Annotated in this window: 23 protein-coding genes; 9 read left to right on the forward strand and 14 right to left on the reverse strand. The window is 43.2% G+C overall.

Features of this window, described 5'->3' with window-relative positions:
- Positions 1-20: 20 nt before the first annotated feature.
- Positions 21-2351 carry an accessory Sec system translocase SecA2 gene (secA2, locus tag NSS60_RS13565; RefSeq protein WP_340720906.1) on the forward strand — a complete coding sequence of 777 codons (2331 nt, stop codon included), beginning with the start codon at positions 21-23 and terminating at the stop codon, positions 2349-2351.
- Positions 2352-2373: 22 nt separating this feature from the next.
- The gene (locus NSS60_RS13570) at positions 2374-3240 is read left to right on the forward strand and encodes an accessory Sec system S-layer assembly protein (RefSeq protein WP_004892754.1); all 867 of its coding nucleotides are present in this window, start codon (positions 2374-2376) and stop codon (positions 3238-3240) included.
- A 351-nt stretch (positions 3241-3591) separates the two neighbouring features.
- On the opposite strand, the gene NSS60_RS13575 is transcribed toward NSS60_RS13570, so the two are convergent.
- Complete coding sequence (locus NSS60_RS13575; protein WP_004892759.1) at positions 3592-4041, reverse strand: hypothetical protein; 450 nt, start codon at positions 4039-4041, stop codon at positions 3592-3594.
- 191 nt (positions 4042-4232) lie between these two features.
- Here NSS60_RS13575 and NSS60_RS13580 point away from each other — a divergent pair, with 191 nt between their 5' ends.
- Entirely contained in the window at positions 4233-4646 is a 414-nt protein-coding gene (locus tag NSS60_RS13580; RefSeq protein ID WP_035019283.1) for a helix-turn-helix domain-containing protein, read from the forward strand.
- 21 nt (positions 4647-4667) lie between these two features.
- Here NSS60_RS13580 and NSS60_RS13585 read toward each other — a convergent pair whose 3' ends face one another.
- Positions 4668-5027: a DUF1640 domain-containing protein gene (locus NSS60_RS13585; protein WP_004892763.1), complete on the reverse strand. Its 360-nt coding sequence runs from the start codon at positions 5025-5027 to the stop codon at positions 4668-4670.
- A 371-nt stretch (positions 5028-5398) separates the two neighbouring features.
- Between NSS60_RS13585 and NSS60_RS13590 the strand changes: the two genes are divergently transcribed.
- Complete coding sequence (locus NSS60_RS13590) at positions 5399-5806, forward strand: YwpF-like family protein (RefSeq protein WP_340720907.1); 408 nt, start codon at positions 5399-5401, stop codon at positions 5804-5806.
- Here NSS60_RS13590 and NSS60_RS13595 read toward each other — a convergent pair whose 3' ends face one another.
- The 9 genes from NSS60_RS13595 to NSS60_RS13635 all read right to left on the reverse strand — a co-directional run bounded on the left by NSS60_RS13595 (position 5807) and on the right by NSS60_RS13635 (position 14951).
- Positions 5807-6316: a class D sortase gene (locus tag NSS60_RS13595; RefSeq protein WP_004892766.1), complete on the reverse strand. Its 510-nt coding sequence runs from the start codon at positions 6314-6316 to the stop codon at positions 5807-5809.
- The gene (locus NSS60_RS13600; RefSeq protein ID WP_004892768.1) at positions 6298-7218 is read right to left on the reverse strand and encodes a processed acidic surface protein; all 921 of its coding nucleotides are present in this window, start codon (positions 7216-7218) and stop codon (positions 6298-6300) included. The genes NSS60_RS13595 and NSS60_RS13600 overlap by 19 nt, the downstream gene beginning before the upstream one ends.
- Positions 7219-7278: 60 nt before the next feature.
- Positions 7279-8625: an aspartate kinase gene (locus NSS60_RS13605; protein WP_064214372.1), complete on the reverse strand. Its 1347-nt coding sequence runs from the start codon at positions 8623-8625 to the stop codon at positions 7279-7281.
- Positions 8626-8674: 49 nt separating this feature from the next.
- On the reverse strand, positions 8675-9103 hold the full coding sequence (locus NSS60_RS13610; RefSeq protein ID WP_064220796.1) for a DUF1284 domain-containing protein: 429 nt from the start codon (positions 9101-9103) through the stop codon (positions 8675-8677).
- Positions 9104-9143: 40 nt separating this feature from the next.
- Complete coding sequence (locus tag NSS60_RS13615) at positions 9144-9626, reverse strand: competence protein ComK (protein ID WP_064214374.1); 483 nt, start codon at positions 9624-9626, stop codon at positions 9144-9146.
- A gap of 117 nt (positions 9627-9743) precedes the next feature.
- Positions 9744-10826, reverse strand: coding sequence for a polysaccharide pyruvyl transferase CsaB (gene csaB / locus NSS60_RS13620; protein ID WP_064214375.1), 1083 nt, complete (start codon positions 10824-10826; stop codon positions 9744-9746).
- On the reverse strand, positions 10823-12715 hold the full coding sequence (locus NSS60_RS13625; protein WP_064214376.1) for a DUF5693 family protein: 1893 nt from the start codon (positions 12713-12715) through the stop codon (positions 10823-10825). The genes csaB and NSS60_RS13625 overlap by 4 nt, the downstream gene beginning before the upstream one ends.
- A complete protein-coding gene (locus NSS60_RS13630) occupies positions 12688-14220 on the reverse strand; it encodes a putative polysaccharide biosynthesis protein (RefSeq protein WP_064214377.1) in 1533 nt (510 codons plus the stop codon). The genes NSS60_RS13625 and NSS60_RS13630 overlap by 28 nt, the downstream gene beginning before the upstream one ends.
- Positions 14217-14951 carry a WecB/TagA/CpsF family glycosyltransferase gene (locus NSS60_RS13635; RefSeq protein ID WP_088223527.1) on the reverse strand — a complete coding sequence of 245 codons (735 nt, stop codon included), beginning with the start codon at positions 14949-14951 and terminating at the stop codon, positions 14217-14219. Before NSS60_RS13635 ends, NSS60_RS13630 begins: the two co-directional genes overlap by 4 nt.
- Positions 14952-15052: 101 nt before the next feature.
- Here NSS60_RS13635 and NSS60_RS13640 point away from each other — a divergent pair, with 101 nt between their 5' ends.
- A complete protein-coding gene (locus tag NSS60_RS13640) occupies positions 15053-15649 on the forward strand; it encodes a hypothetical protein (RefSeq protein WP_192951521.1) in 597 nt (198 codons plus the stop codon).
- Positions 15650-15674: 25 nt separating this feature from the next.
- Here NSS60_RS13640 and NSS60_RS13645 read toward each other — a convergent pair whose 3' ends face one another.
- Positions 15675-16805: a YecA family protein gene (locus NSS60_RS13645; RefSeq protein ID WP_064214380.1), complete on the reverse strand. Its 1131-nt coding sequence runs from the start codon at positions 16803-16805 to the stop codon at positions 15675-15677.
- Between the two features lie 124 nt (positions 16806-16929).
- Here NSS60_RS13645 and NSS60_RS13650 point away from each other — a divergent pair, with 124 nt between their 5' ends.
- Together NSS60_RS13650 and NSS60_RS13655 are read left to right on the forward strand one after the other, a co-directional pair.
- Complete coding sequence (locus NSS60_RS13650; RefSeq protein ID WP_064214381.1) at positions 16930-17787, forward strand: CvfB family protein; 858 nt, start codon at positions 16930-16932, stop codon at positions 17785-17787.
- Positions 17784-18767 (forward strand): Gfo/Idh/MocA family protein, encoded by a 984-nt coding sequence (locus NSS60_RS13655; RefSeq protein WP_340720908.1) that lies wholly within the window; start codon positions 17784-17786, stop codon positions 18765-18767. The genes NSS60_RS13650 and NSS60_RS13655 overlap by 4 nt, the downstream gene beginning before the upstream one ends.
- An 8-nt stretch (positions 18768-18775) precedes the next feature.
- Here NSS60_RS13655 and NSS60_RS13660 read toward each other — a convergent pair whose 3' ends face one another.
- Together NSS60_RS13660 and NSS60_RS13665 are read right to left on the reverse strand one after the other, a co-directional pair.
- Positions 18776-19213: a VanZ family protein gene (locus tag NSS60_RS13660; RefSeq protein WP_035018952.1), complete on the reverse strand. Its 438-nt coding sequence runs from the start codon at positions 19211-19213 to the stop codon at positions 18776-18778.
- Positions 19214-19390: 177 nt separating this feature from the next.
- Positions 19391-20485 carry a Fic family protein gene (locus tag NSS60_RS13665; RefSeq protein WP_004892798.1) on the reverse strand — a complete coding sequence of 365 codons (1095 nt, stop codon included), beginning with the start codon at positions 20483-20485 and terminating at the stop codon, positions 19391-19393.
- Positions 20486-20661: 176 nt separating this feature from the next.
- On the opposite strand from NSS60_RS13665, the gene NSS60_RS13670 reads away from it, so the two are divergent.
- Together NSS60_RS13670 and NSS60_RS13675 are read left to right on the forward strand one after the other, a co-directional pair.
- Entirely contained in the window at positions 20662-22317 is a 1656-nt protein-coding gene (locus tag NSS60_RS13670) for an SWIM zinc finger family protein (protein WP_004892801.1), read from the forward strand.
- Positions 22317-25013 carry a DEAD/DEAH box helicase gene (locus NSS60_RS13675; protein WP_081254061.1) on the forward strand — a complete coding sequence of 899 codons (2697 nt, stop codon included), beginning with the start codon at positions 22317-22319 and terminating at the stop codon, positions 25011-25013. The genes NSS60_RS13670 and NSS60_RS13675 overlap by 1 nt, the downstream gene beginning before the upstream one ends.
- Positions 25014-25132: the final 119 nt, after the last annotated feature.

The raw sequence follows: 25132 nt of genomic DNA on the forward strand, positions 1-25132 counted from the left end.
AGCGAAGGAGAAGGTTCCCCATGTTGTCTTACATAAAAAAACTAGTAAACAGCGATGAACGAAAACTTAAAAACTACTACAAAATCGTTGCGCGTATCAACGAGCTTGAACCGACATTTGAAGCGTTGACAGATGACGAACTGCGCGCAAAAACAAGCGAGTTTAAACAACGGCTCGAGCGTGGCGAAACGGTATTTGATATACAAGCAGAAGCGTTTGCGGCCGTGAGAGAGACATCGAAACGTGTACTGGGCATGCGCCATTTTGACGTTCAACTCATCGGTGGTCTTGTGCTTGCGGAAGGAAATATCGCAGAAATGGCGACAGGAGAAGGAAAAACGCTCGTTGCTTCCGCCCCAAGTTATTTGCGTGCCCTTGAAGGAAAAGGGGTGCACGTCATTACTGTCAACGACTATTTAGCTCGTCGTGACCGTGACTTAATCGGAAAAATTCATGAGTTTCTAGGGCTGACGGTTGGCTTAAATTTGCCACAAATGACACTAGAGGAGAAAAAAGCAGCATACAACGCCGATATTACGTACGGTGTCGGCAACGAGTTTGGCTTTGACTATTTGCGCGATCATATGGTGTATAGCGTCGCTGATCGTGTCCAACGCCCATTTCATTATGCGATTATCGATGAAGTCGATAGCGTATTAATTGACGAAGCGAAAACCCCTCTCATTATCGCGGGTAAAACAGGCGTAAGCTCGGAACTAAGCTACTTATGCGCCCGTATCGTGAAACATTTCGTTCGCGATGAAGATTACGAATACGATGAAGAAACAAAAACCGTTAACTTAACCGAGCAAGGCATTGAAAAGATTGAAAAAGGATTCGGAATCGACAACTTATATGACCTTGAACATCAAGTGTTATATCATTACGTCATTCAAGCGTTGCGCGCATACGTCATGTTTACACGCGATGTTGATTATATCGTCAAAGACGGAAAAGTATTGCTTATTGACATGTTTACCGGCCGCCCGATGGAAGGACGCAGTTTAAGCAACGGGCTTCATCAAGCGATCGAGGCAAAAGAAGGTCTCGAACTAACCGAAGAAAACAAAATTCAAGCATCGATTACGATTCAAAACTATTTCCGTCTTTATCCGATTTTATCCGGCATGACAGGGACGGCGAAAACAGAAGAAAAAGAGTTTCAAACGTTGTATGGAATGGATGTCGTACAAATTCCAACAAACCGCCCTGTTATCCGTCAAGACTTGCCTGACCGCGTCTTTGCGACCATCGATGCAAAATATAAAGCAGTCGCCAAAGAAGCAAAGCGCGTGCATGCGACAGGACAACCGATACTCATTGGGACAACGTCCATTTTACAATCGGAAAAAATGGCGAAATATTTAGCGGAAGAAGGGCTGCCGTTCCAATTGCTGAATGCGAAAAGCGTTGAGCAAGAAGTCGAGCTGATTTCACGTGCTGGTCAAAAGGGGCAAATTACAATTGCGACAAATATGGCTGGGCGGGGGACGGACATTATGCTCGGGGAAGGAGTCGCTGAGCTTGGCGGTTTATACGTCCTTGGTACAGAGCGCCACGAAAGCCGCCGCATTGACAATCAGCTAAAAGGACGCGCTGGCCGCCAAGGTGATCCCGGTCGTTCGCAATTTTTCATTTCGCTCGAAGATGATATGTTTCGCCGCTTCGCCAAAGAGGAGCTGGAGAAAATGAAAAAGTCGCTTCGTGTAAATGAAGAAGGCGAAGTGTTAAACAAAGACGTGCATGAATTTGTTAACCGCGTACAGCGCATTTGTGAAGGAAGCAACTTCTCGATGCGCGAATATAACTTAAAGCTCGATGACGTACTAAACGAGCAACGCCGCACCATTTATACGCTGCGCAATCGCGTGCTAGAGGCGAATGATGTCGTAGCCATTGTTGTCAACATGGTTCCGTCGTTTTTAGAAAGAGAAATAGCTTATACGTGTCCAGAAGATGCCATTCCAGAAGAATGGGATGTTGCGCGTTTAGTAGAAACAGTTCGCATCGTCACAAACGAACAAATTGATATAGTTGGTGTGGTCGAACAACAAGAAGTGGAAACGATCGTTCAACGAGCCGTTGAAACATGGAAAGAGCGCGTTTCTTCATGCCCGTACACCGAAGAACAACAATGGGCGCTTCAACGGGCGTTGCTTTCGCTTATCGACTTTCATTGGACAAAACATTTAGAGGCAATGGAACTATTAAAGGAAGGAATTGGGTTGCGCTATTACGGACAAGAAGATCCGATTCGCCAATATGCAAAAGAAGGGTTGGAACTCTTTACACTTATGTACCATCGTTTAGAAAAAGATGCTTCCCAACAACTTGCCCAGCTACTTATTTAAATTGAGGAAAGGAGATGGAACGATGTTTCCATTTTTCAAAAAGAAAAAACAAGGGGAAGATAGCACCGTTCAAGCAGAGCAATTATTTGACGGCGCAAGTGAACAACAAGATGAAGACGTGCATACGACATTATCGATTCATCCGCTCATGTCGCTAACGACCGAACAAAAATATTATTTTCAATACGTTAATAACGAACTGCCGCCATTGAAAAAAAATCAAGTATCACTATCAGGAATTGAATGGAAAAAAGAAGGGGATCGTTATGTTGTTACAGCGTTTGTGCGAAACAGTTTGGATCGATCGATTCGTTTTGAGCAAACACCACTGTTGTTAATTGGACCGGATGGGAAAGTAATCGGGCGAAAAATATTTCCAATGCACGAACTTGGCGACATTCCACCAAAAAGCAGTCGCCCGTGGCGATTTGTATTTACAACAAGTGACTTATATACAGAACATATTCCAGAAACAGGATGGAAGTTAGCGTTTGAATTAAAAAAGCCACATCGACTAGATTTAGAAGAAAGTTGGGAGCAACATTTAAAAGAAGAAGATAAACAAAAACTCGAGCAACTCGTTCGTTCGCTTACCCCACCGAAACAAAGCGAAGTGAACGTGATGGGATTGCAAGCCCGCATGAACGAAGAGGGAGATTTAGTCGTCACGTTACTGATTCGCAATGGTAGCGACAAAAACATTACATTCGAGCAAATGCCATTAGCTGTCGAAGATGCATCAGGAGATATTGTTGCACGCGGAGCGTTTACATTGCAGTTGGAAGTAAAAGCAAATACAAGCAAACCGTGGACGTTTATCTTTCCAAAATCACTCGTCCAAAAAGAAACAGTTGATTTCTCTACATGGCGAGCCTATATTCCACAATAAGAAAAGCGCAAAGTGCTTGCCTATCGGCGAAGAGCGCACGAGTCCCACCGAGGAGGCTGTCGCCGCCGCAGTGTGGGACGGAGCGACTCGAGCCGATAGCACTTGGAGCTAGACATCTCCCTGCATCCAAAATTTTATACTTTCCTATCCCTTTATAAAGAAAAAGGGGCTGATGAAATTCATCAGCCCCTTTTTCTTTGCCTCTGGCCACCAACCGCTCTCTATTATAAACAGAAGGAAATAGTACTATGGTTATATTTTAGCATCATTTTTTATGTTTAACAAACATATTTTTAGTTTTTTTGGTATAAATTTTTTGTTGACAAGCATATATTCCCTTCCCTCACACGTTCAAAATAAACAATATTGAATTTTCTGCCCAGAACGAATAGAAACTGAGCGGAAAGTACATAAGATGGCTCGTTCTTCAGCAGCTGTGAGGTCATTCATCGATGCGGGGATGTAACACTTCTCGTGGTCATTCCAACGCCGTACACATATTTGCACTTTTCCTTTTCCAAATAAAAACGTAATGACAATCATTAATTGATCATCTACCGTTTTAAAAAATAAAAATAAATCGTCTTTTGTTGTACACGTAATCATGCGGTAGCGCATCGGTTCAAGAGGCCGCTTGTTCATCGGTGAAATAAACTGAAGTGAGTCAGAAAAGTGAATGGGTTCGATTGTGCGAGATTCATAAAATGGAGGATTCGGCTTTTCTTTAATAAGCACCTCACACGTTTTCCCTCTTTTTTTCGCTTCATGAACAATGAAATTGGAAAAATAAATATTCATCATTCATCATCCCCCTCAAGTTTTTCCAATGTATATTTTTACATTTTTCGAATATTCATTCAACTTTTTTCGACAAAAAGACTGTTTATTTTTGTTCTGAAAACGAACATTTTGTTTGTTTGTTCTCAAAAAGAACAAACAATCCCCCTTTCTTCTTCTATCGTAAAAAGAAAAAGGGAATTTGGTGGAAGATGATGTTACAACATATCGGAGAACAAATTAGGCGTTTGCGCAACGCACACGATTGGACGCAAGAACAATTGGCACAGCGATTAAACGTGTCTCGTTCGAAAGTGAGTAAATGGGAAAACGGTGAAGTGCTTCCTGATTTGCAGTCGATTATCGACATGAGTGATTTATTTCTCGTCAGCACTGATTTTTTGCTCGGTAAACACCCGACAGATGAACAACTATTGCAAGAAGTACGATTGGCATACGGGACAAATGACATGAGCGATGAGCAGTTATCCGTTATTCGCTACATCAATGAACAGCCGGAGCTTGCGAAACGATTATATGCGTTGCAGTCATTACCGACGCATAAACGCAAACGTTTGGAAGAGATCGTCATAAAGATGATCGATGAAATGATTGAAGCATTGAAATAAAAAAGGGGCGTTTTCTGCCCTTTATTCAATGCCGATTAATTTTTTTAAACGATATACATCTGCTTCCGTTTGCCATTGCTTTTGTGCGTGCAGTTCAAATTTGTCATGCAGCTTGTCCACTTTTGTTTCTAACTTTCCGATGCGCACATGCAGTTCTTTTACTTCTTCGCGTATTTCTTGCTTAAAGCTTTCCATTTCTGCGCGCATCTCTTGCTTGAAGCTTTCCATCTCTGCGCGCATTTCTTGCTTGAAGCTTTCCATCTCTGCGCGCATTTCTTGCTTAAAGCTTTGCATCTCTTGTTTCAAGTTTTCTATTTCCCCACGCATTTCACGTACTTCATAAAGCAATTCTTTCACTGCTTGTAACACTTGGCTTTCCACGTTTCATTCACCCCTTTCATTTTTACCCCTAGCATACCACTCCGACCATAGTTGGTCAATTGAAAAAAAGAGGCTAGCGGAGAGGATGCTAGCCAAACTGTGAGGGAGCAGTAAGAGGACACATTTTGGAAGGAAGTTGAGAGGAATTGCTTTTTATCACCTCCTCGGTCTATATGATACAAAAATACAAAAATGATGTAAAATTTCGATTTTTTAATTTTCAAGCCGATTTTTTTATTTTTTCGCCGTTTTTCAGCCATTTCTCGCAAAAAAAGTAGCCGAAAATTCAATTTTTACTTTTTCTTTTCTTTTTTTGTTACATATTCTTCATATGATATAATAAAGGCAACTACTGTTGCGAGGTGGATGCGGTGAAAACATTTAAGCTGGTTGCCCTCACACTATTGCATGAACAAAAGCAAGATATTCCACTTATTGATGGGTTAATAATCAATAAAGAAGATGAAAACAAGCAGTGGCTGATCGAAGCGTACGTCGAGCAAACATACCGCGAGCTATTTACATCGTTAAAAGAAAGCGGAGCAACGTTTGATGCGCTTGTGACCATTTCACGCAAAACGAACGATCCTGCCCATGTACGTGCGACCGTTCGCTCGATAACGATAATGAGTGAACGAATGAGTGTACTAATGGATGCGACGCTCGTCAAACGGTCGAATTTAGCTGAAGTTGTGCTTGAAGATTTAGTTCACCGTAGACTACACGGTGAAACGCTTCTGCAACAATTTAAAGAACACATGCATACAAAAAGAGGCTGATTATCCAGCCCCTTTTTGTTTGGCAATGACAACGTATCGATTCGGCGCATCCCCGATCCAGCGAAACGGATAACATGTAATTAACGTAAGCGTCGGATGCGCTTTTGGGACGAGCACCGTTTTATCATCTGGCTTGACGATGCGAATATGTTGAACGACGTACGTCCATGTTTGATCGTTCGTGCGAATGACTAGCTCGTCTCCTCGTTGAATGTCGCCAAGCTGACGAAATACCGTATCGCGATGCCCTGCTAAAATCGTATGATTACCTTTCCCCGGAAGCGCACTTCGTTCATCGAGCGCCACCCCTTTATTTAACTGTTGCAATCCTTCATAAATCGGCATGGATATGTTTAGTTTCGGCATAAAAAGCGTGCCGATCACATCACCTTGTTGTACAGTAGGTTGGTCGCTCCGTTTTACCGCTTCATACGCTTTATACCAACCGAACGCATTTGTCCAAATGAACGATGCGCTAAAAAGAAAACATGCTATCGCAACGGCTCGCATCGTTTTCCCTTCTTCCATAACACGAAGCTCACAAAGAGTAGAGCGACACCGATCAATATGTTCATCCCGTACGAAGAAGCAGTTTTCGGCATTCGCGCAACAAGCAAACCGCTTTCTAAATCAAGTGCCATCTTCCCAATGTGTGCAAGTTGTTCGCTTGCATCAATCAACACGCTCGAATTCAGCCGTTCAGACGGAATATATAAATCGGCTACGAAATTTCCTCTTTCATCATACCATTCCATAACGACAGGGGCTGTCGCTGTTTCTATTTGTTCAAACGAAATCGGTTTTCGCCCATGTTCGTTTACTTCAAACACTTTCGCTTGCAGACGATACAGCGACAGCCATTCGTTCCAAAAGGTGAGCATGGCTTCCCGCTCTTTTTTCGTTAGCGGTTTGGATAAGTCACGCAGCACAAGCGTTTGTATTTGGTCGTCAAGGCGTTCAAGCGTTTGTTTCGCAGACAGAGGAGTACGTTCAATTAATCCTCGAATTTCGTTTTCCGTTAGTCCAATCGTCGCTAAAATATCGGTCATCGCTTGCATCGTATCGTAACGATCGCGGTAAAACGATAAGGCATATGCTAAATCTTCAATAAACGTATATTGTTGCAGTTGTTCGCCAAATTGTCCGAGAAGCGCTTCCGCTTCTTCTTGCGTCATTTCATAACGCTGTAATAGGGCATCAAGCCGATCAGGCGTGATGGGTGTGCCTAATTGCTCTTTTAACGCCTCCAATGAAGAAAAATCTTCGATCGTCATATTCCATTTCGCTAAATAGCGCGTTAAATCGTCCATCGTCCAACCGATGTCTTGTACGTATTGTTGTAGCGCCTCTTCGGAAATGGCTGCTTGCACAGGTGTGGCAACTAAAAAAACAAATAACCATAGCACGCGCATGTATTTTCCTCCCTTATGTGTGCTATGGTTATTTTGTTCGATTATTCCATTTTTATACGATTAGAAATATACTTCATATAAGGCGCGCACCGCTTTTTCAACCGCATCCGCTTTGACGCCAAACATCATGCTTACTTCTGAGGAACCTTGGTTAATCATTTCAATATTGACGTTGGCGCGGGCAAATGCAGCTGTAGCCTTCGCCGCAATACCGACGCTCCGCTCCATCCCTTCCCCAACGACCATAATAAGCGCTAAATCGCGTTCAATCGATACTTCATCGACACGCAATTCTTTCACAATGCGGTCTAGTACGCGGCGTTCCACATCGCCAGCTAATTGTTCTTCGCGTAAAATGACCGACATATTGTCAATGCCTGATGGCGTATGTTCGTATGAAATACCTTCATCTTCTAAAATTTGTAGTAGACGGCGCCCAAATCCGATTTCGCGGTTCATTAAATATTTGCTGACGTTAATGCTGCAAAAGCCTGTATCGCTTGCGATACCTGCTACAGGGCGATCGCGATGGTCTCTCGTTGCGACGATCATCGTCCCCGGCGCTTCCGGGTTGTTCGTATTTTTCACGCATACCGGAATGCCACGGCGATACACAGGTTCAAGCGCTTCATCGTGAAACACCGAGAAACCGGCATACGACAATTCACGCATTTCACGATATGTTAATTCTCTCAGCTGGCACGGATGTTCCACGATCGACGGATTGACGCAATAAATGGAATCGACATCGGTAAAGTTTTCGTATAGTTCAGCGCCAACTCCTGCCGCAACGATCGAACCCGTAATATCCGAACCGCCGCGTGGGAACGTGACGATATGCCCTGAACGCGAATAGCCGAAAAAGCCTGGGATAACTAAAATGCCGCTTCTTTCCTTTAATTTTGCCAGTTGCTCATATGACTCAGGTAAAATTTGTGCATTGCCCGGCTCATCTGTGACGAAAATGCCGGCGTCTTTCGGATTGACATAGTGCGCTTCATAACCGAGCTGACGAAGGTAGTGTGCCATCAGCTTCGCATTGTTATCTTCTCCGCTCGCCTTTAATGCATCAAGCAAGCGCTTTGGTTGATCGCGATACGTATCAATCATTTGTTGTAAGCTTGCCGAAATGACGTCTAAAATGTCACGTGATAAATGTAAATCGGTGACGATTTCATCATAACGTGCGACAACTTGCGCAAGCACCCCTTCGTATATGTCATGTTCAATTACTTTTTTTGCAAGCGTAATTAATAAATCTGTCATCTTCGTATCATCTTTGCATCGCTTTCCCGGCGCAGAGACGACGACAAATTTGCGCGCATCATCCGATGTGACGATGTTGGCTACTTTTTGAAATTGCTGTGCATTGGCAACAGAACTTCCCCCGAATTTTGCTACTTTCATATGCCATAACCCTTTCTTTCTATTTTTATTTCCTTATCATAGCACATCTTCAATCTCTTTTGTCAGAAAAATTTTTCAATTTTCGTATTCCTTCTTTGCACACACCATACGATAGCCATGAACAGCCAGCACAAAGCACATCTAGATCATCTGGTTCAACCGCTTGCTTCGTTCGTTCAATGAGCTCAGATTTCATATACACTTTGTTTTCTTTGAGCTGTAAATGGTTTAGTACACGCCGATCCATCGTCAGCACATGATCGTTCGATTGTTCATCTGCCTCGCAACGGTCTACTCCATGGTGGGGACACGCATAACACGCTTCATCAAGGGCGGCGATGACGCGAATCGGGCCATCCGTACGGTCATCGCGCATAAACGCAACGATTTCAGTCATCTTTTCGACGAACGATTCACTATATCCCATGCCTTGGAAGCCGTGTACGCATAATAAATGATGTCCTCGCAACGTTCGCATAATGGTCCTCTTTTCTTTTTTATCCTCGAAATATTATACACTACTTTTCATAGTTATTCATCATTCTTTGTTGTAAAGTAACCATAAGCATCGCTGTTTTATACATTTTTCCTTCCAACGTTCCTTTTTGGATGTCGACAATGAGTTCTTGTTTATTTTTTAAAATGACTTTCGTTTTCTTTTTCTCATACGGTTGTATCATCTTGATGTGGGATGGTGCAATCCATATGCATCGATCGCTGTCAGGAGAACATGTTGGAAAGAAGTAGAGCCGAAGCGCTTCACAAACGGAGATCGGAACCATTTGCCGAATGCCGAGAATATGTTTTGCCGCGTGAACTTTTCCTTCATATGTACTTCCGTAGTAACGGCAGCTTTGTTGTATAATCTCTTTCGGCGATTGCTCTACTTTGTACGTGTTGTACAATTCGTAAACGATCGTCCCAAGCCGGCCGTATGAATCATATTGTGGCACAAGTGCAGCTGTCTCCTCCATAATCATGTACTCTTCCATCCGTTCCATCCAAACTCCCCCTCACAAATATATGTTCGCTATTATTATAATGAATTTTCATAATTTTAACAATAAAAATCCCGGAAAATGTCCGGGACTAAACAGTAAATTGTTTTCCTTTTTTTTCTAAATGTTGCGCTTTAACAAAGCGAGCGCTTCTTTGGCCGTTTGTTGGGCTGTTTGTTGGAGCGGTGCGACAGCTTGAATCATCGCTTCTTTTCGCTCTTCTCGTTCGTTCATACATTGCTGAATATATGAAAATAGTGCTTCACCGTCCCAGTCGTCTCGTTCGACATGCGCAAACACCGGTTGGTTTGCTTGCTCGGCAAATGCATCAATTTTCGGATCGTATGATAAAGCAATAAACGGTGTATGAACGACCGCCGCAAAAATTAACGCATGTAAACGCATCCCGACAAGCAAGTCAGCACTTGCGATCATCGCCATTTTTTCTTCAATGCTTGCATCATAAGGAGCAACGACGGCGCGCTCTTTCATCATCGCTAACACACGACGGGACGTTTGATCATCATGATGTCCATGCATCGGGATGAATACAACATCAAAACCTGCTTCAATCGAACGGTCAAGCGCGACGGCAATTTTTCTTTCAAAATCGCGACCGCGCGTCCAATCCCGTACGGAAACAGCAATGACCGGACGTGTAAACGACTGTTGTTGCCACCAAACTGTTGGCGTTGTCGGCGGCTCTAGTCCCATCACCGGATCAGGTACGACAGTAATCGGTTTCGTTACACCTAGCGTTTTTAATAGTTGTGCAGACGGTTCATCGCGCACCGTAAGACGATCGACTTGATTTAACGTCCATTTCATCAACCATTGATTTGGCTTGTTGTTGACAGGACCCATGCCTTGTGCGTACACCATGACCGGTTTGCCAAGCCATTTGGCAATTTGCATGATCCCCGTATAGTACGGAATGCTGCGCCATCCTGTTTGATCTTGAAGCAAACTTCCGCCACCGCTAATTAACCCATCGCTTTGACGGAGCGCCTGAACGATGTCACCGATTCGCCAACGATTTACCGCATGAACCCCATATGTTTGTTTTGTAAATTCAGGATCGTTTGAAAGCACGGTCACTTGCACATGTGGATCATGCGCCCGAAGCGCTTGAATGATCGCATATAAAATGGCTTCGTCGCCGACGTTATGAAAACCGTAATATCCAGATAGTACAATGTTCATCGTATCACCTTTTTCCATACCCACTTATATACATAAATGAGGGCAATACCAATAAATAGCCCAAGTCCAAGACTATACATTGTGCGAACAAATGAAATAAAAAGTGGGATATGCAAATGTGTAAATGTATTGATCATCGACAACCATCCGATTGTCCCAACGACAAGGAGGATCGCCCCTAGCTGCTTTTGCTTATTGATGACAAATAACGCAAGCAAATAAGCTGGAAAACCGAGCAAAAACTCTTTCGTGCGTGGGCGTACGTACAACCATTCTTCTAACTTTTGTCTCGCTGCTAGTTCAAGAGCACTTGCCGTTCCTGTATTGCCAGAGCGCAAGACGTAATACGCCAACAGAGCGAAAATGATCAAGCTAAGCACGACATGTCCGACAGTAATCGGATGCTTCCATAGTCGCTTCATAAAAGGAAGAAGCGGCTCTCGAATGATCCAAGGTAAAACGAGTACGACCATGGCAACAAGCGGAACGACGTAAACAAGTTTCACCCCACGAAACCCTTCACCGACATAAGCCATATACTCATTTCCATACAGCATCGTCACAATCCAACTAATTCCGACAAACGAAATGGCAATCGCACGACCATACGCCATAAATGTACCACGCCATCCTTCTTGGACGGAAGAAGGTTTAGAGGCATATATTGGGGTAATGATAGCAACGAGCAAGGCTAGTGCTTTCAATGCCAAATCGATTGCTAACACCGTACCTGCCATGCCTAAAATGAGAGCTCCGCCGGCGGCAAGCGATGCCATCATTGGCGACACGAGCGAACGAACCGCAAGAAAAACGAAAGCAGTCGCCCCAATCACAAATCCAATTGTGGCAATAGACGAACGTTCAATTGGTGCGAACGGTTCACTTTTTCCGAGCGTATAGTGGCTTGGCATATGTTGAACAATTTGTTTCATGACGGAAACGGTTTTTTCAATATTTTGTGCTATTTCTTCGGATGTATACGGGCGAATAAATAGGGCGCGAATGTTGCGCTCTTTAATCGCACGAATCGCTACATCAACCGCTTCATTTGGCTTTCGCTGCTCTAAATTTAAACTATGTAAACGAACAACGTGCATATCCATCGCTTTTGCTAATGCCGTCAACCCTTTCGCTTCGTAAAACTCTGTTGACAGTAAAGCATATCCTGCTTCTTTCCAGACTTCCCCCCATTTTGTGACATCTGTTGGGTAGCCGGCCACTTCTTCTCCTGTCGGCAACAACTTAGATGTATGTTCATTTTTTAACGCTTCAATTTGTTGAAGTACATGTACACTCGCTTCGTTCATATCACGTGCATCTGGAATACGGAGCACAACCATTAAGCCTTGTTCAATGAGATGAGCGATTTTCATTTCATCATATCCTAATGGAACACGCTTGATTTTTTTCGCATTTCCTTCGATTATATAATACGTTTTTCCATTTGCTTGCGTCGCTTGAACGTCATCGCCAAACATCGCTTCGAGCGATGAAACAAGCGGGAACGTTTCATCGAGCGGATAAACGACAAGCCCACGCGAAGGAAGATGAGCGACATTTTCGTTTGCAAAAATAAGCATACGTTTAAACTCGCTCATCTCTATCAACAGAACACGCCCGGATTTTCCAAGTGACTCGAGCGTTTCTGCTTCAACGCTCACCGTCGTTAACCCAGCTTCTTTCAATTGCTTCCATACGTCTTCTTCTTTTTCTTCTTGCAACCATGCTTCGATTTCATCATATGGCATTATCATTTCATACGTTCGATTGTCCCATTCTACTTGATGACGCTTGCCTACCGCTGGAGCGATGAGCACGAGCGAAAGCGCGATGATAATCAACAACCATTTTTTCACGTGTTTCATCCCTTCTTTGTTTGATTCAACCATTGGCGAAGCTCTTGAAGCGTTACTCCACCGAGCGCAAGTGCGATTCCAATATAGAATAAACCACCACCAATTGTTGCAATCGCTACATACACGAGCGACGCCATTCTTCCCCACGTTGGGGAAATGAGAAATAAGCCGATGCCCATAACAAGCGAGGCAAATACATAGACGATGACCTTTCGATTCCAAAACGAAAGCGATATGTGACGGCGAATCGCAACGTGGTTCATCCATGTAATAAACGCATATGTGACAAACGTCGAAATGCCGGCACCAATTAAGCCGTACCAAGAAATGAACAATATGTTTGTCCCCCATTTCACGAGACAGCCTATTAAAATAATGAAAGCAGCTCGTTTCGACTCGCCAATACCTTGTAAAATGCCTGTCCCAAGCAAAGCGAGCGAGGTGAATATGGAACTTGCCAACACGACCGCCATCGTCGCGCTTCCTTCGTCATTTGTAAACAAAGCGACGTTGAGCGGAACGGTTAAAGCGGCGAGTCCTGCCGCCATGGGCCATGATAAAAAGTGGGATAGACGAAACGACTGTTCGATCGTTTGCTGTGCTCGGTTTATTTCCCCTTTTGCTAGCTGTTTACTTAACAGCGGAATGAGCGGGAGCACAAGCGAAGATGAAAATACGGTTGCAATTTGCACAAGGGCTGTTCCACGGCTATACAGCCCAAATAAATAGCTCGTTTCGTCTGTTCCTACGCCATATGAACGAAGCGCGAGCGGAACAGATAGCGAGTCGACTAAATTTAAAAATGGCATCGCAAGCGCACCGAGCGCAATCGGGATAGATAACGTTAAAATCGTCTTGCTCGTCTCCATCCACTGCGTGCGCGTTAGTTTCACACGTTTCGGACGGTAAGGAGAGCGGGCATACAGCGCCCGTAAGTATACGAGACTTGCAAACGCCCCAAGCGGCGAGCCAATCATAATTGCTCCGGCGATTATATCGTCAGGGTATGCAGCTTTCACCATATAAAAAGCAACAAGTAAAATAAAAGTAACGCGCACAAATTGCTCAAGTACTTGCGACGTAGCTGTCGGCTTCATATCTTCGAGCCCTTGGAAAAAGCCGCGATATACAGCCATATACGGCGAGATAAGTAACGTTGTACTGACGACGATAATCGCCCATTGCGCTTCCTCGCCACCTAGTGCTTGGGCGATCCATGAGGAGCCTCCTGCAAGGAGCGAAAAGCTGAGCACGCCGAAACTAAATGCCAACACGCTCGCCGTCTGCACGAGACGCGCCACTTCATCTTCTTTTTGCTGCGCGCGCGCTTCGGAAATTAATTTCGATACAGCAATCGGAATGCCCGCAACCGATAAAATGAGCGCAACCATATAGAGCGGATAAACGAGACTAAAAATGCCGAGCACTTTATCTCCCGCAATGTTTTGTAACGGAATGCGAAAAATGCTGCCAAGCACTTTCGAGATGATCGTGCCGAGTGTTAAAATGATCGTCCCTTTCACAAATGACTGGCTCATTTTCTAACAACCTTCTGCTTTAAAATCGTCCACGCAAAGCGCGGCAACGCCATCATCCGCTTCGCTCGCGTCGGCTGTTTTAACAGTCGATACAACCATTCTAAATGGAGACGAATCCATAGTTCAGGGGCGCGCTTGACCACTCCAGCAAGCACGTCGAAGCTTCCGCCAACGCCCATCCATACACCACGTCCGACTGTCTGTATATGTTCGGCAATCCATTGTTCTTGTTTCCCCATGCCTAGCGCGACAAAAACAAAATCCGGTTCGGCTCGCTTCACTTCTTCGATGATCGTTTCATCGTTCCAATCGAAGTAGCCGTTGCGTACTCCGACTAAACGAGCGTTCGGATAGCGGTCACGCACATGTTTCGCTGCCGCTTGTACAACTTTTTCTTTTGCGCCGATCATATATACGCGATATTCATGCTCATCAGCAAGCTGCAAACAGCGGCAAAGCAAGTCGTAGCCAGCCACTCGCTCTGGAAGCGGCGTTCCGAGCAGTTCAGCCGCTTTCACGACCCCGATGCCATCCGCGACGACGTAATCCGCTTGCTGAATGGTCGCCATGTATGTCGGTTCCTCATTTGCTTTCATAACAATTTCAGGATTGGCCGTCACGATAAAACAAGGCTTTTGTTGTTTGACGTGCGCATGAATGACGGACATCATTTCATCCATTGTCGCACGAACAAACGGAACTCCGAGTATGTGAATCGTTTGAAACGACATAAAAAACTCTCCTTCGCTTCGATCATTCGACAACATTATTAATCATATCACATGAATATAACAATTGACTATTTCTTCTTTGTCATAACATTGGTAAAGTAATGGTATACATACATGCAAAAGAAAGGGTTGCATTCGCGATGGAATGGACAAATGACACAGTCAATCGAACGGTGATGGCGCTCGTTCAACAATTAACAAAAGATTGGACGAAGACGAAAGTACACTCGGAAATATTAGAAATTTTTATGAAAATGCGCATGGAAACAAAAACAGAAGAAGAATACGTTTCGTTATTGTTGACGAACGTCGCTTTTGCGACAGAGTCAAGCTTTGCATTAAACAAAATCTTTGAGCTCATTTTGCTTCATAAACAATTTCCACCTGCTGAAGCCGTGCAAGCATGGTTAACAGATGCGCATGAAAAAATTCAAGAACAATTGCCAACGTTGCGTGAAGTATATCGCAAACATTTCGGCGACGAAGGAAATATAAAACGTAAGCTTGAACTGAGCTATTGCCCTGTCTTACTAAGCAATCGAATCAAGACAGATTTCATTTTCGCATTTATTCATGAACAAAATCAGTCGATGATGAAAGACTTTTTCCATGCCGATCCAAAAGCGGTGCTTGAAGCACTTCATCACATCAGCGGCTTTTTTGCAAGCATGATTTTAGAAGATATTGAACTCATTTAAAAAAAGGGAGCCGATTCGCTCCCTTTTACTCTTCATCACAATCTTCACATACTTCAAAGATGTCCTCATCGTCCCAGTCGTCATCATCCCAGTCATCTTCATCCCAGTCGTCATCATCCCAGTCAGTAAATAAGTCATCAAGTTGGTCGTGAATTTGTTCGGCAATGTCTTCAAACGCATCGTAAAACGTATCGATCCGTTTCGATAACGTACTCGCAGAAATGCCGTATTGCTCAGCAAGTTGTTTTTGTGGAATCCATTCATGCAAAATCGCATCAGCCATAATGTAATGAAGCGCTGCTGCGTACACTTCTGGCTTTCGAATCGTCGGATTGTACAGACGACAATATTCCACCCAAATGAGACGAGCGGTATCAAGAATGGACAAATCTTTTTTCGGAAAGTTTTGTTCAAATAATATAAACACTTGTTCTTGTTTTGGCGATAAACTTTCGACGTCAAACATCGTTAAACGTAATGATTTTTGAAACGTTTCTGGATACGTCTCAATCCATCGTTCATATTGTTCGCCGCATGCTTTCCAAACATCTTGTATGTATACGTATAACGGACGGGTTAAAACGACCGGGAGAGGAAAAAATGTTCCAAAACAAGCGATATATTGACCATGTGGTACAAAAATTCCTGCCAACGCTTGTCCTTCTTCCAACTCGAACTCATCCGGCATATCAAGTAGTTTCATATGTTTCGTTTCCCCAGTTAATAAATCTGTTACGACAACATACGAATCGCGCAATTCATCAATGCAAACAAACGTTGGGAACGCTTGACGCCACGACTGAATGATGCTATATACAGTCGGCCGAATTGCCTGCTTACGAAGCGTGCGCAAATAGTAATCGAAAATCGTCATCCCATGTGCATCCTTTTTGAAAAACATTGCCCACATACTAATGAAAAAGCGAAACACAGGTGTTGTATCTTCGTCCGTTTGTTCTACGATCATATGTTTTTGAACCGTTCGATACAAAAACGATTCGTGTTCAAATGTAGCATAGTGAATGAGATCGTGCATATGGTGAATAACGTCTTGATCGATAAGCTCATGCATCGACACAACATTATTCCCACAACAATGTTTATACTTTTTTCCACTTCCGCACGGACATAACGCATTTCGTGCTACTTTACTCATTTTCCCCACCTCAACACTTTTTCTTTATTGTAACACGTCAAAAGGAAAGAAGATACATCCCTTTGTGTCTTTCCTTGCAATCGTGTAGAATAAGCATTAAACGCTATAAAAAAGGAAGAGAGCAATGATTGGACAAATCGTAATATGGCAAGTAAAAGAACAAAAACCGTTCGGCTACATCGTCACGAATGGAAAAGAAAGCGCCTTACTTCATGAAAGTCAATGTGAAGGCGAGTTACAAGTTGGGGATGATGTGACCGTATTTTTATATCACGATCATGATGGACGGATGCGTGCAACGATGAAGCGCCCGCTCATTACGACGTCATCATACGGTTGGGTTGAAGTCGTCGACGTCGTACCACAGCTCGGCGTTTTCGTTCATATCGGCATTGAAAAAGACGTGTTATTATCGGTCGATGACTTACCGTCCATTCCGACACTTTGGCCGGAAAAAGGAGATCAGTTATACTGTTCGCTTCAAGTAGATAAACGAGGTCGCCTCCTCGCGAAACTCGCGGATGAAGAAACGATGAAACAAATAAGCGTTCCCGCTCCCGCTTCTGCGTTCAACACGAACGTGCGCGGACGCATTTATCGCCTTATTAAAGCAGGATCGTTTCTCATTACAGATGTCGGATATATCGGATTTATTCACGAATCACAACGAAGACAAGAACCACGCCTCGGTGAACTTGTCGAAGGGCGCATCATCGCTGTGAAAGAAGATGGGACGATTAACGTTTCGTTACTTCCGCGCAAACAAGAAAGTTTACAAACAGATGCAGAAACGATCTACAACTACCTTGAAAGCCGTGGCGGTGCGATGCCATATAGCGATAAAAGCGACCCAGAAGACATTCAAACCCGCTTTCATATGAGCAAAGCGGCATTTAAACGCGCGCTTGGACGATTAATGAAAGAAGAAAAAGTGTACCAACAAGATGGTTGGACATATATCAAAGGGAGAGAAAATGAATGATTCGCTTTGCAACAATCGGAACAAATTGGATTACAGAAGCGTTTATTCGCGCGGCCAAACAAGTGCCTTCGTTTCATTTACAAGCTGTTTATTCTCGACAAAAAGAAACCGCAAACGCCTTTGCTGAAAAAACAGGGGCAACCGAAACGTTTACAAACTTACATGAACTTGCAGTAAGCAAAAACGTCGATGCGGTATATATCGCAAGTCCAAATGCGTTTCATGCCGAACAAGCAATCACGCTTATGAATCACGGCAAACATGTCATTTGTGAAAAACCGCTCGCTTCTAACGCCAAAGAAGTGGAAGCGATGATTGAGGCGGCACAAAAAAATGGTGTCGTGTTGATGGAGGCGATGAAGGCGACGTGTTTACCAAACTTTCAAGCGATTCAACACCATTTGCCGAAAATCGGGCGCGTCCGTCGCTACGTCGCAAGCTATTGCCAATATTCTTCGCGCTACGATGCATTTAAGCAAGGAACAGTCGCAAACGCCTTTAACCCTGCCTTTTCAAGCGGCGCATTGATGGACCTTGGCGTTTATTGTTTATATCCGCTCGTTGTTTTGTTTGGCGAACCGAAAGCCATTCAAGCCCATAGCGTTCGCCTATCGTCGGGTGTAGATGGCGAAGGAAGCATCATGCTCGATTACGGCGAGATGGATGCGATCGTTATGTATTCCAAAATCGCAAACTCGTATGCTCCTGCCGAAATTCAAGGAGAAGAAAGGACAATCGTCATCGATGCGATTCATACACCAACGCGCGTACATATTCATTACCGTGACGGGCGCATTGAAGACGTCACCGTTCCGCAACCGTACGAGCCGATGTACTATGAGGCGCTTGAATTTATGTCACTCATCGAACGGGGAGAGAAGGAATCTACAATTAATTCACACGCCCATTCGCTTGCGGCAATGAAAGTGATGGACGAAGCAAGAAAACAAACAGGCATTGTATTTCCTGCTGACAAATAAGCGAGCGTCTATGCTCGCTTATTCGCCTTCCAAACCATCCATAACACAATCGTCGCCCCGATCACAATCGTCGCCCCGATCATATCGATGATGACGTCAGAAAATAGCGCCTTTCGCTTCGGTTGAAACGATTGATGCCATTCATCGAACATGGCGCAAAAAAGCGTCAACAACCAAGCGACACGGTATGAAGCCGTTGCTTTCCATGCAAAAAACGCAAACATTCCAAATACCGTCATATGCGCACATTTTCGAACAATAAGATTCCATGAAAATAATCCGTCGCTCACAGGATGGTTCGTATGAATGCCAACATATTCAAGAAAACGACGAATCCATTGCGCTGTTTGCTCCCCGGTAAATAGCGGAGACTCGGTAAAATAGTAAATAAGCGCACACCATGCAACGACAAGACCCCACCATATCATACGATTTGTTTTAGTCATCATTCAGACCCTTTCTATTTCTATATATGGAAATATTAATACCATTTTATCACTTTTTCCCCTTCTGTACAACAAAAAAGCCCTCCCATACTAATGAGGGGGATCGTGTCTTGTGGCCGACTAGCTGATCCGAAACATTCATAATGAAATGCTCCTCTTACGTTCTCCACTGAAAATTTAGCGAAGATAGTCAAGTAAGTTATAATAATAATATGTTTTCGAGCGCATTCTTCCATTTGAGAAAATTAATTGATGTTGCTCTAATTTGTTCACATATCTTCGGACAGTACTTTCGCTCATGCCTGTCAGCTCGACAATAGTTTTGACTGTAAAAATCGGACGTTGAAACATGACATTCATTATATGACGAACATGGCTACTGTTGATCAATTTACTTGCTACATCTAAATCTCTTTCGTATAGCTCGTTTATATCTTGAATAAGCTGGACATTCTTCTTCGCCTGTACTTTTATACATTGTAAGAAAAAGCGAATCCATTGATTCCAATTCCCTTCATATCGTATCTCATTTAAAAAACGGTAATACTTATGTTTATCCCGCTCCAGTACATCACTAATAAAAAAGTTTGGAAACTCAATCACTTTTTTACTATACAAGTATAAAGGAATTAAGATACGTCCAATTCTTCCATTCCCATCTAAAAAAGGGTGAATCGTTTCAAATTGCGCGTGAATAATCGCAACACGAATAAGTTCATCAAAATCGTCTTTTGGTTCGTTTATATACTTTTCCAAATTGCTCATGTAGTCGTAAACAAGGTGAGGTTCCGGTGGAACATATGTTGCCGTTTCAATGGTACACCCTTCTGGTCCAATGAAATTTTGAATTTTTCTAAACTCTCCTGGCGCGCGATTAGCACCTCTCACATGATTAGATAATAAAATTTCATGCAAATATTTAAATAAACGATTGGAAAGTGGAATGCGCTGCAAAAAATCCATCCCTTTTATTAGTGCCTCATAATAATTTAACGCCTCTTGAATATCTTTATTTACTTTCTTCGTTTCCGCTTCTACTTCCATGACATCATCCAATGTCACCTGTGTTCCTTCGAGCTTTGTTGATTGAACAGCTTCTTTCAACATAACTGGTCGAAGTAAAAATTTCGGATGTAATTTAGAGTTTTTTAACATTGTTTCATATTCTACAATGCTTTTGTTCGCGTCAATTAGTTCGTGGATAAACTTCAATTGGTCTATCACGCCATCTTGCAACGGTAACATTGGGGGCTCAAACGGTTTTCTTCTCAATTCGTCCACCTTCTTACGTTCATTTAAAGATAAAAATATTTTTTAAAAACTAAAAAAACCTATTTTACATTCACTTTTTCAAATATATGATTATTATATCCCTTTACTCACTATTTGTAAACAAATAGAGAGCATGCTAAAATGAGGACAAATGAACGAAAAGGAGTAATTTACATATGTTGCAGACGATGCTATCGTCCGAAGTGATGACAAAAGCGGCTGAACGCTTGATGAAGCTGCTACCGTACAAAAAACATAGCGACATCATTAAACGAGCATGGCAATTGTACCGTACTGGGCATGTGTATAACGTGACAATTGAGGACAATGTGCTGAAAGGGAAAGTAACAGATAAGGGACATACATATGAGCCATCTTTTCGGTTAAAGCAGGCGGCAGGATCATCATGCACTTGCACAACCGTCGGTCTATGTCCGCACAATGTTGCGTTATTTTTATATGCATACAATCAAATTGATGCAGTCGGGAATTTAATTAGAACATGGAAAGAACCAGCGACAAAACGAAAAAAAGCCGAAAGCAATGAAAAACAAAAAGACGTACAAGTGAAACAACAAACCGTTCAGCAACAGAAGCTAAACGAGAAAAATAGAAGCAATACGTCAAACAACGCAAATATCGTTGACGCGTGGTGGCAATCGTTTGAAGAAAAATATCGCCGCATCCCGCTATACAATATAACGGAAGAAGAACATATGCGCAGGCTCGTTCAATCGTTTTTCCCAACATTTGAACGTCCGACATCTAAAGCATCGTTTTTAGACCATTTATATTATGTCCATGCCGCCTTATTTACATTTATTAAACTTGTTCATATTCCGCAAAAATCATGGGGCTACTTCGCGATCATGCAAGAGCGACATGTGGAACAATTTTCTTCAACCGTACAACAAGCGCTCATAAATTTAGCGAAAAAACCGCGTACAAAAAGCCATGAACAACTTTTATACGCTACTATCCCATACGTAAGAAACGTATTGTCAGGCGAATTAACGTACTTTAGACAAATATTAGATGTATACGAAATCATATGGACAACCGTATTGACCGACGAAACATATCGCCAAGAGGAATGTACATGGGCGATTGAACAGTTGAATAAGAAACAAACCGTAGAAGAAAAAATACCATTTATCGGCGCAGCTTCTTATGTATCGTTTTTGCTTGAAAACGATCATCGTGCGTATCAGCTCATTGAACCGTTTCCATACTTAGCAACGGAACATATCGTCCGTTTTATGCATATGTCATTTGCCAAAAAACAAATTCAACGTGGAGTAGAGTGGTTTCATCGTCTCGAACAAAATGTGGAAACATACTTATATTCGCTTCATATCACCGAACGTGAGTGGTTTGTTCAACATGTATTATCTGCCTATGTCCAATATCGTATCGCTACAAAAAATGAACAAACCGAACGGTACGAACAGCTTCTTCAAAAGCTGCTTCCGTACAGCTTTTATACGTACATCGATTACTTATTTGATGAACAAAAATGGAAAGAGCTTATTGAATTATATATGCTTGAAAAAACAACCGTCGATATGATTCACCCGCTCCATTTAAAAGCAGTCGAACAAGCGGATCGTTCGCTCGTTCTTCCTTTGTATCACCAAACGATTATGCATTATATTGAACAAAAAAATCGGAGCGCATATGAACAAGCAATAAAACATTTACGAAAACTGCGCGCCCATTACCGCGCCTTAAAACAAATGCCTCGCTGGGAAACATATATTACAAAACTCGCTGAACAAACAAAACGATTACGTGCCTTTCAAGATTTATTACGGAAAGGGAAATTCATATGATGCAACTTGAACTAAAAAGCCGCTGGCTTGAAGAACAGAAACAGTTTTTCATTTATAGTGATGATGCGCACCCAGATGAGTGGAAAGAGCTCGTCTTTTGTTGGCATGAAGAAACGTTTTACGGGACATTTGCGACAGTTGATACAATCGGAAACCATATTGGCGTCCTTCTTTCGCCATGGGAGGCGCTTACGTTTTTTGCTTATCCATCGACAAACGCATTCATCGACACGATATGGGACGAACAAAGCAAACAATTTCAAACATGGGCAAAACAAATCATGGGACATATCGAACAAAAGCAGTTTATGCCTGACTTTGAAGCATGGAAAAACGGGCGCTTCGGATGGAAAGGAACAGAAGCGGACGATCATCCATTCGTATCCGTTTGGCGTTCCGAAGCAATCAATGACTGGATTCAATCGGACGTGGAGCTAAAACAAACGTGGCAACAAATCATTGAAACATATCCGCTTATTTCAGGCGACGCTACACCATTTATAGACGAGCACGAATGGCTAACAGAAATCGGCTGGGACAAAAACCGCCCACCATTTATCGTCGCCATTCGTTTAAACGAACCAGAGGAAGACGGAGGGGCGTGGCCGCTCGAAACGGTGCTCATCGACGCAACAACAAACGACATCACCGTGTATCCGCATATGCCGAAAGCTTGGCAAGCGTACGCTAACCATATCGAACGAGCTCAACAACGCTGGCAAACGATCGTTCCATGGCTAAGCGAAAATGGGGCGCTGCGCACGCAACTAAACGAAGAAGAAGCGTTGCGCTTTTTAGTGGAAGCGACAATCGAACTCACCGAAGCGGGTGTGCGCGTTATTGTTCCAGAATGGTGGGAAGTCGTCAAACAAGCGCGCCTTCGTGTAAAAGCACGAGTGAAATCATCGGCGACATCTGTATTCGGGCTTGATGCACTCGTCGATTTCGACTGGCGCATCGCTACAAACGGCATCGAACTAACGGAGCAGCAATTCGCGGAACTCGTCGAACAAAAGCGCCGCCTCGTGCGCATTCGCGATCAATGGGTGCAACTTGACCCTGCCGTCATTCAACACGTACAAAAGCTAATGAAACGAGCGAAACAAGAAGGTTTATCGCTTCGTGACGTGCTGATGCAAACGCTCGCGGAAAAAACAAACGAACAACATGAAGACGATGAAGCGATTGACATTGAACTAAATCGCTCGTTTGCCACACTCGTACGAAAAATGAAAAACATTGACCATATCCCAAACGTCACCATTCCGAGCACGTTCCATGGCACGTTACGTCCATACCAACAGCGAGGCGTCGACTGGCTCATCTTTTTACGCCAGCTCGGTTTTGGTGGCTGTTTAGCAGACGATATGGGTCTTGGGAAAACGATACAAATGCTAGCCTATCTCGCCTATGTGAAAGAAAACGAGAAACGAAACGGCCCTGCTTTACTTATTTGTCCAACGAGCGTCATCGGCAATTGGCAAAAAGAATGTCAGCAATTCGTTCCGTCTTTAACCGTCTACGTTCATCACGGATCCACTCGTGGACATGGAGATACGTTTATCGAAAAAGCAAAAAGCTGTGATCTTGTCATTACATCATACAGTTTGGCTCATTTAGATTTCGACGACCTCGCAAGCATCGATTGGGATGTCATTTGTTTAGATGAAGCACAAAACATTAAAAATGCCCAAACGAAACAAGCGCGTGCCATTCGTAAACTAAAAGGGCGTCATAAAATTGCGCTCACCGGCACACCGATTGAAAATCGACTAAACGAACTTTGGAGCATTTTCCATTTCTTAAATCCGGGCTATTTAGGATCGCAAACCGAGTTTCAGCGCCAATTTGCGACTCCAATTGAGAAAAATGGCGATAAGCAAGCGACCGAACGTTTACAAAAGCTTATTCGTCCATTTTTATTGCGGCGAACAAAAACAGACGAACGTATTGCGCTCGACTTGCCGGATAAACTCGAACAAAAAGAATATTGCCCGCTCACCGTCGAGCAAGCATCCTTATATGAACAAATTGTGCAACAGTCGCTTGAAAAACTCGAACAAGTCGATGGGTTTGCGCGACGCGGCATCATTTTACAAATGTTAAACAGCTTAAAACAACTATGCAACCATCCAGCACTATACTTAAAAGAAAAACATCCGAAGCAAATCGTCGAGCGATCGCATAAAGTAGAAAAGCTGCTTGAACTTGTCGGGCAAATTCGCGAAAACGGGGAAAGTTGCTTAATCTTTACCCAGTACATTCAAATGGGCGAGATGATTCAACATATTCTTGCTTCTCATCTAAAAGAAACGGTCGTCTTTTTAAACGGCAGCACGCCAAAACAAACGCGCGATGAAATGATTGAACAATTTCAAAACGGACAGTTTCATATATTCATTTTATCGCTCAAAGCGGGCGGAACAGGGCTAAACTTAACAGCCGCCAACCACGTCATTCATTTTGACCGCTGGTGGAATCCGGCCGTTGAAAACCAAGCGACAGACCGAGCATATCGCATCGGGCAAACGAAATTTGTTCATGTGCATAAATTCATTACAACCGGCACAATTGAAGAAAAAATTGATGATATGCTTGAGAAAAAGCAGTCGCTCAATGAACAGCTCATCCAAAGTGAAACGTGGATTACCGAACTGTCCAACGAACAATTACGTGAACTATTTACGCTTTCATGAGGTGAAATATGGCAAAGAAAAAAGGAACGAAGCAACAAACATTATGGGAAAAACTGCTTGAACAAATGGCCAAAAAACTAGAAGAACGAAAAAAATAAACAGCCGACGCGACCGGCTGT

Source organism: Anoxybacillus sp. FSL W8-0382 (genome assembly GCF_038003845.1).
Lineage (GTDB): Bacteria > Bacillota > Bacilli > Bacillales > Anoxybacillaceae > Anoxybacillus > Anoxybacillus flavithermus_G.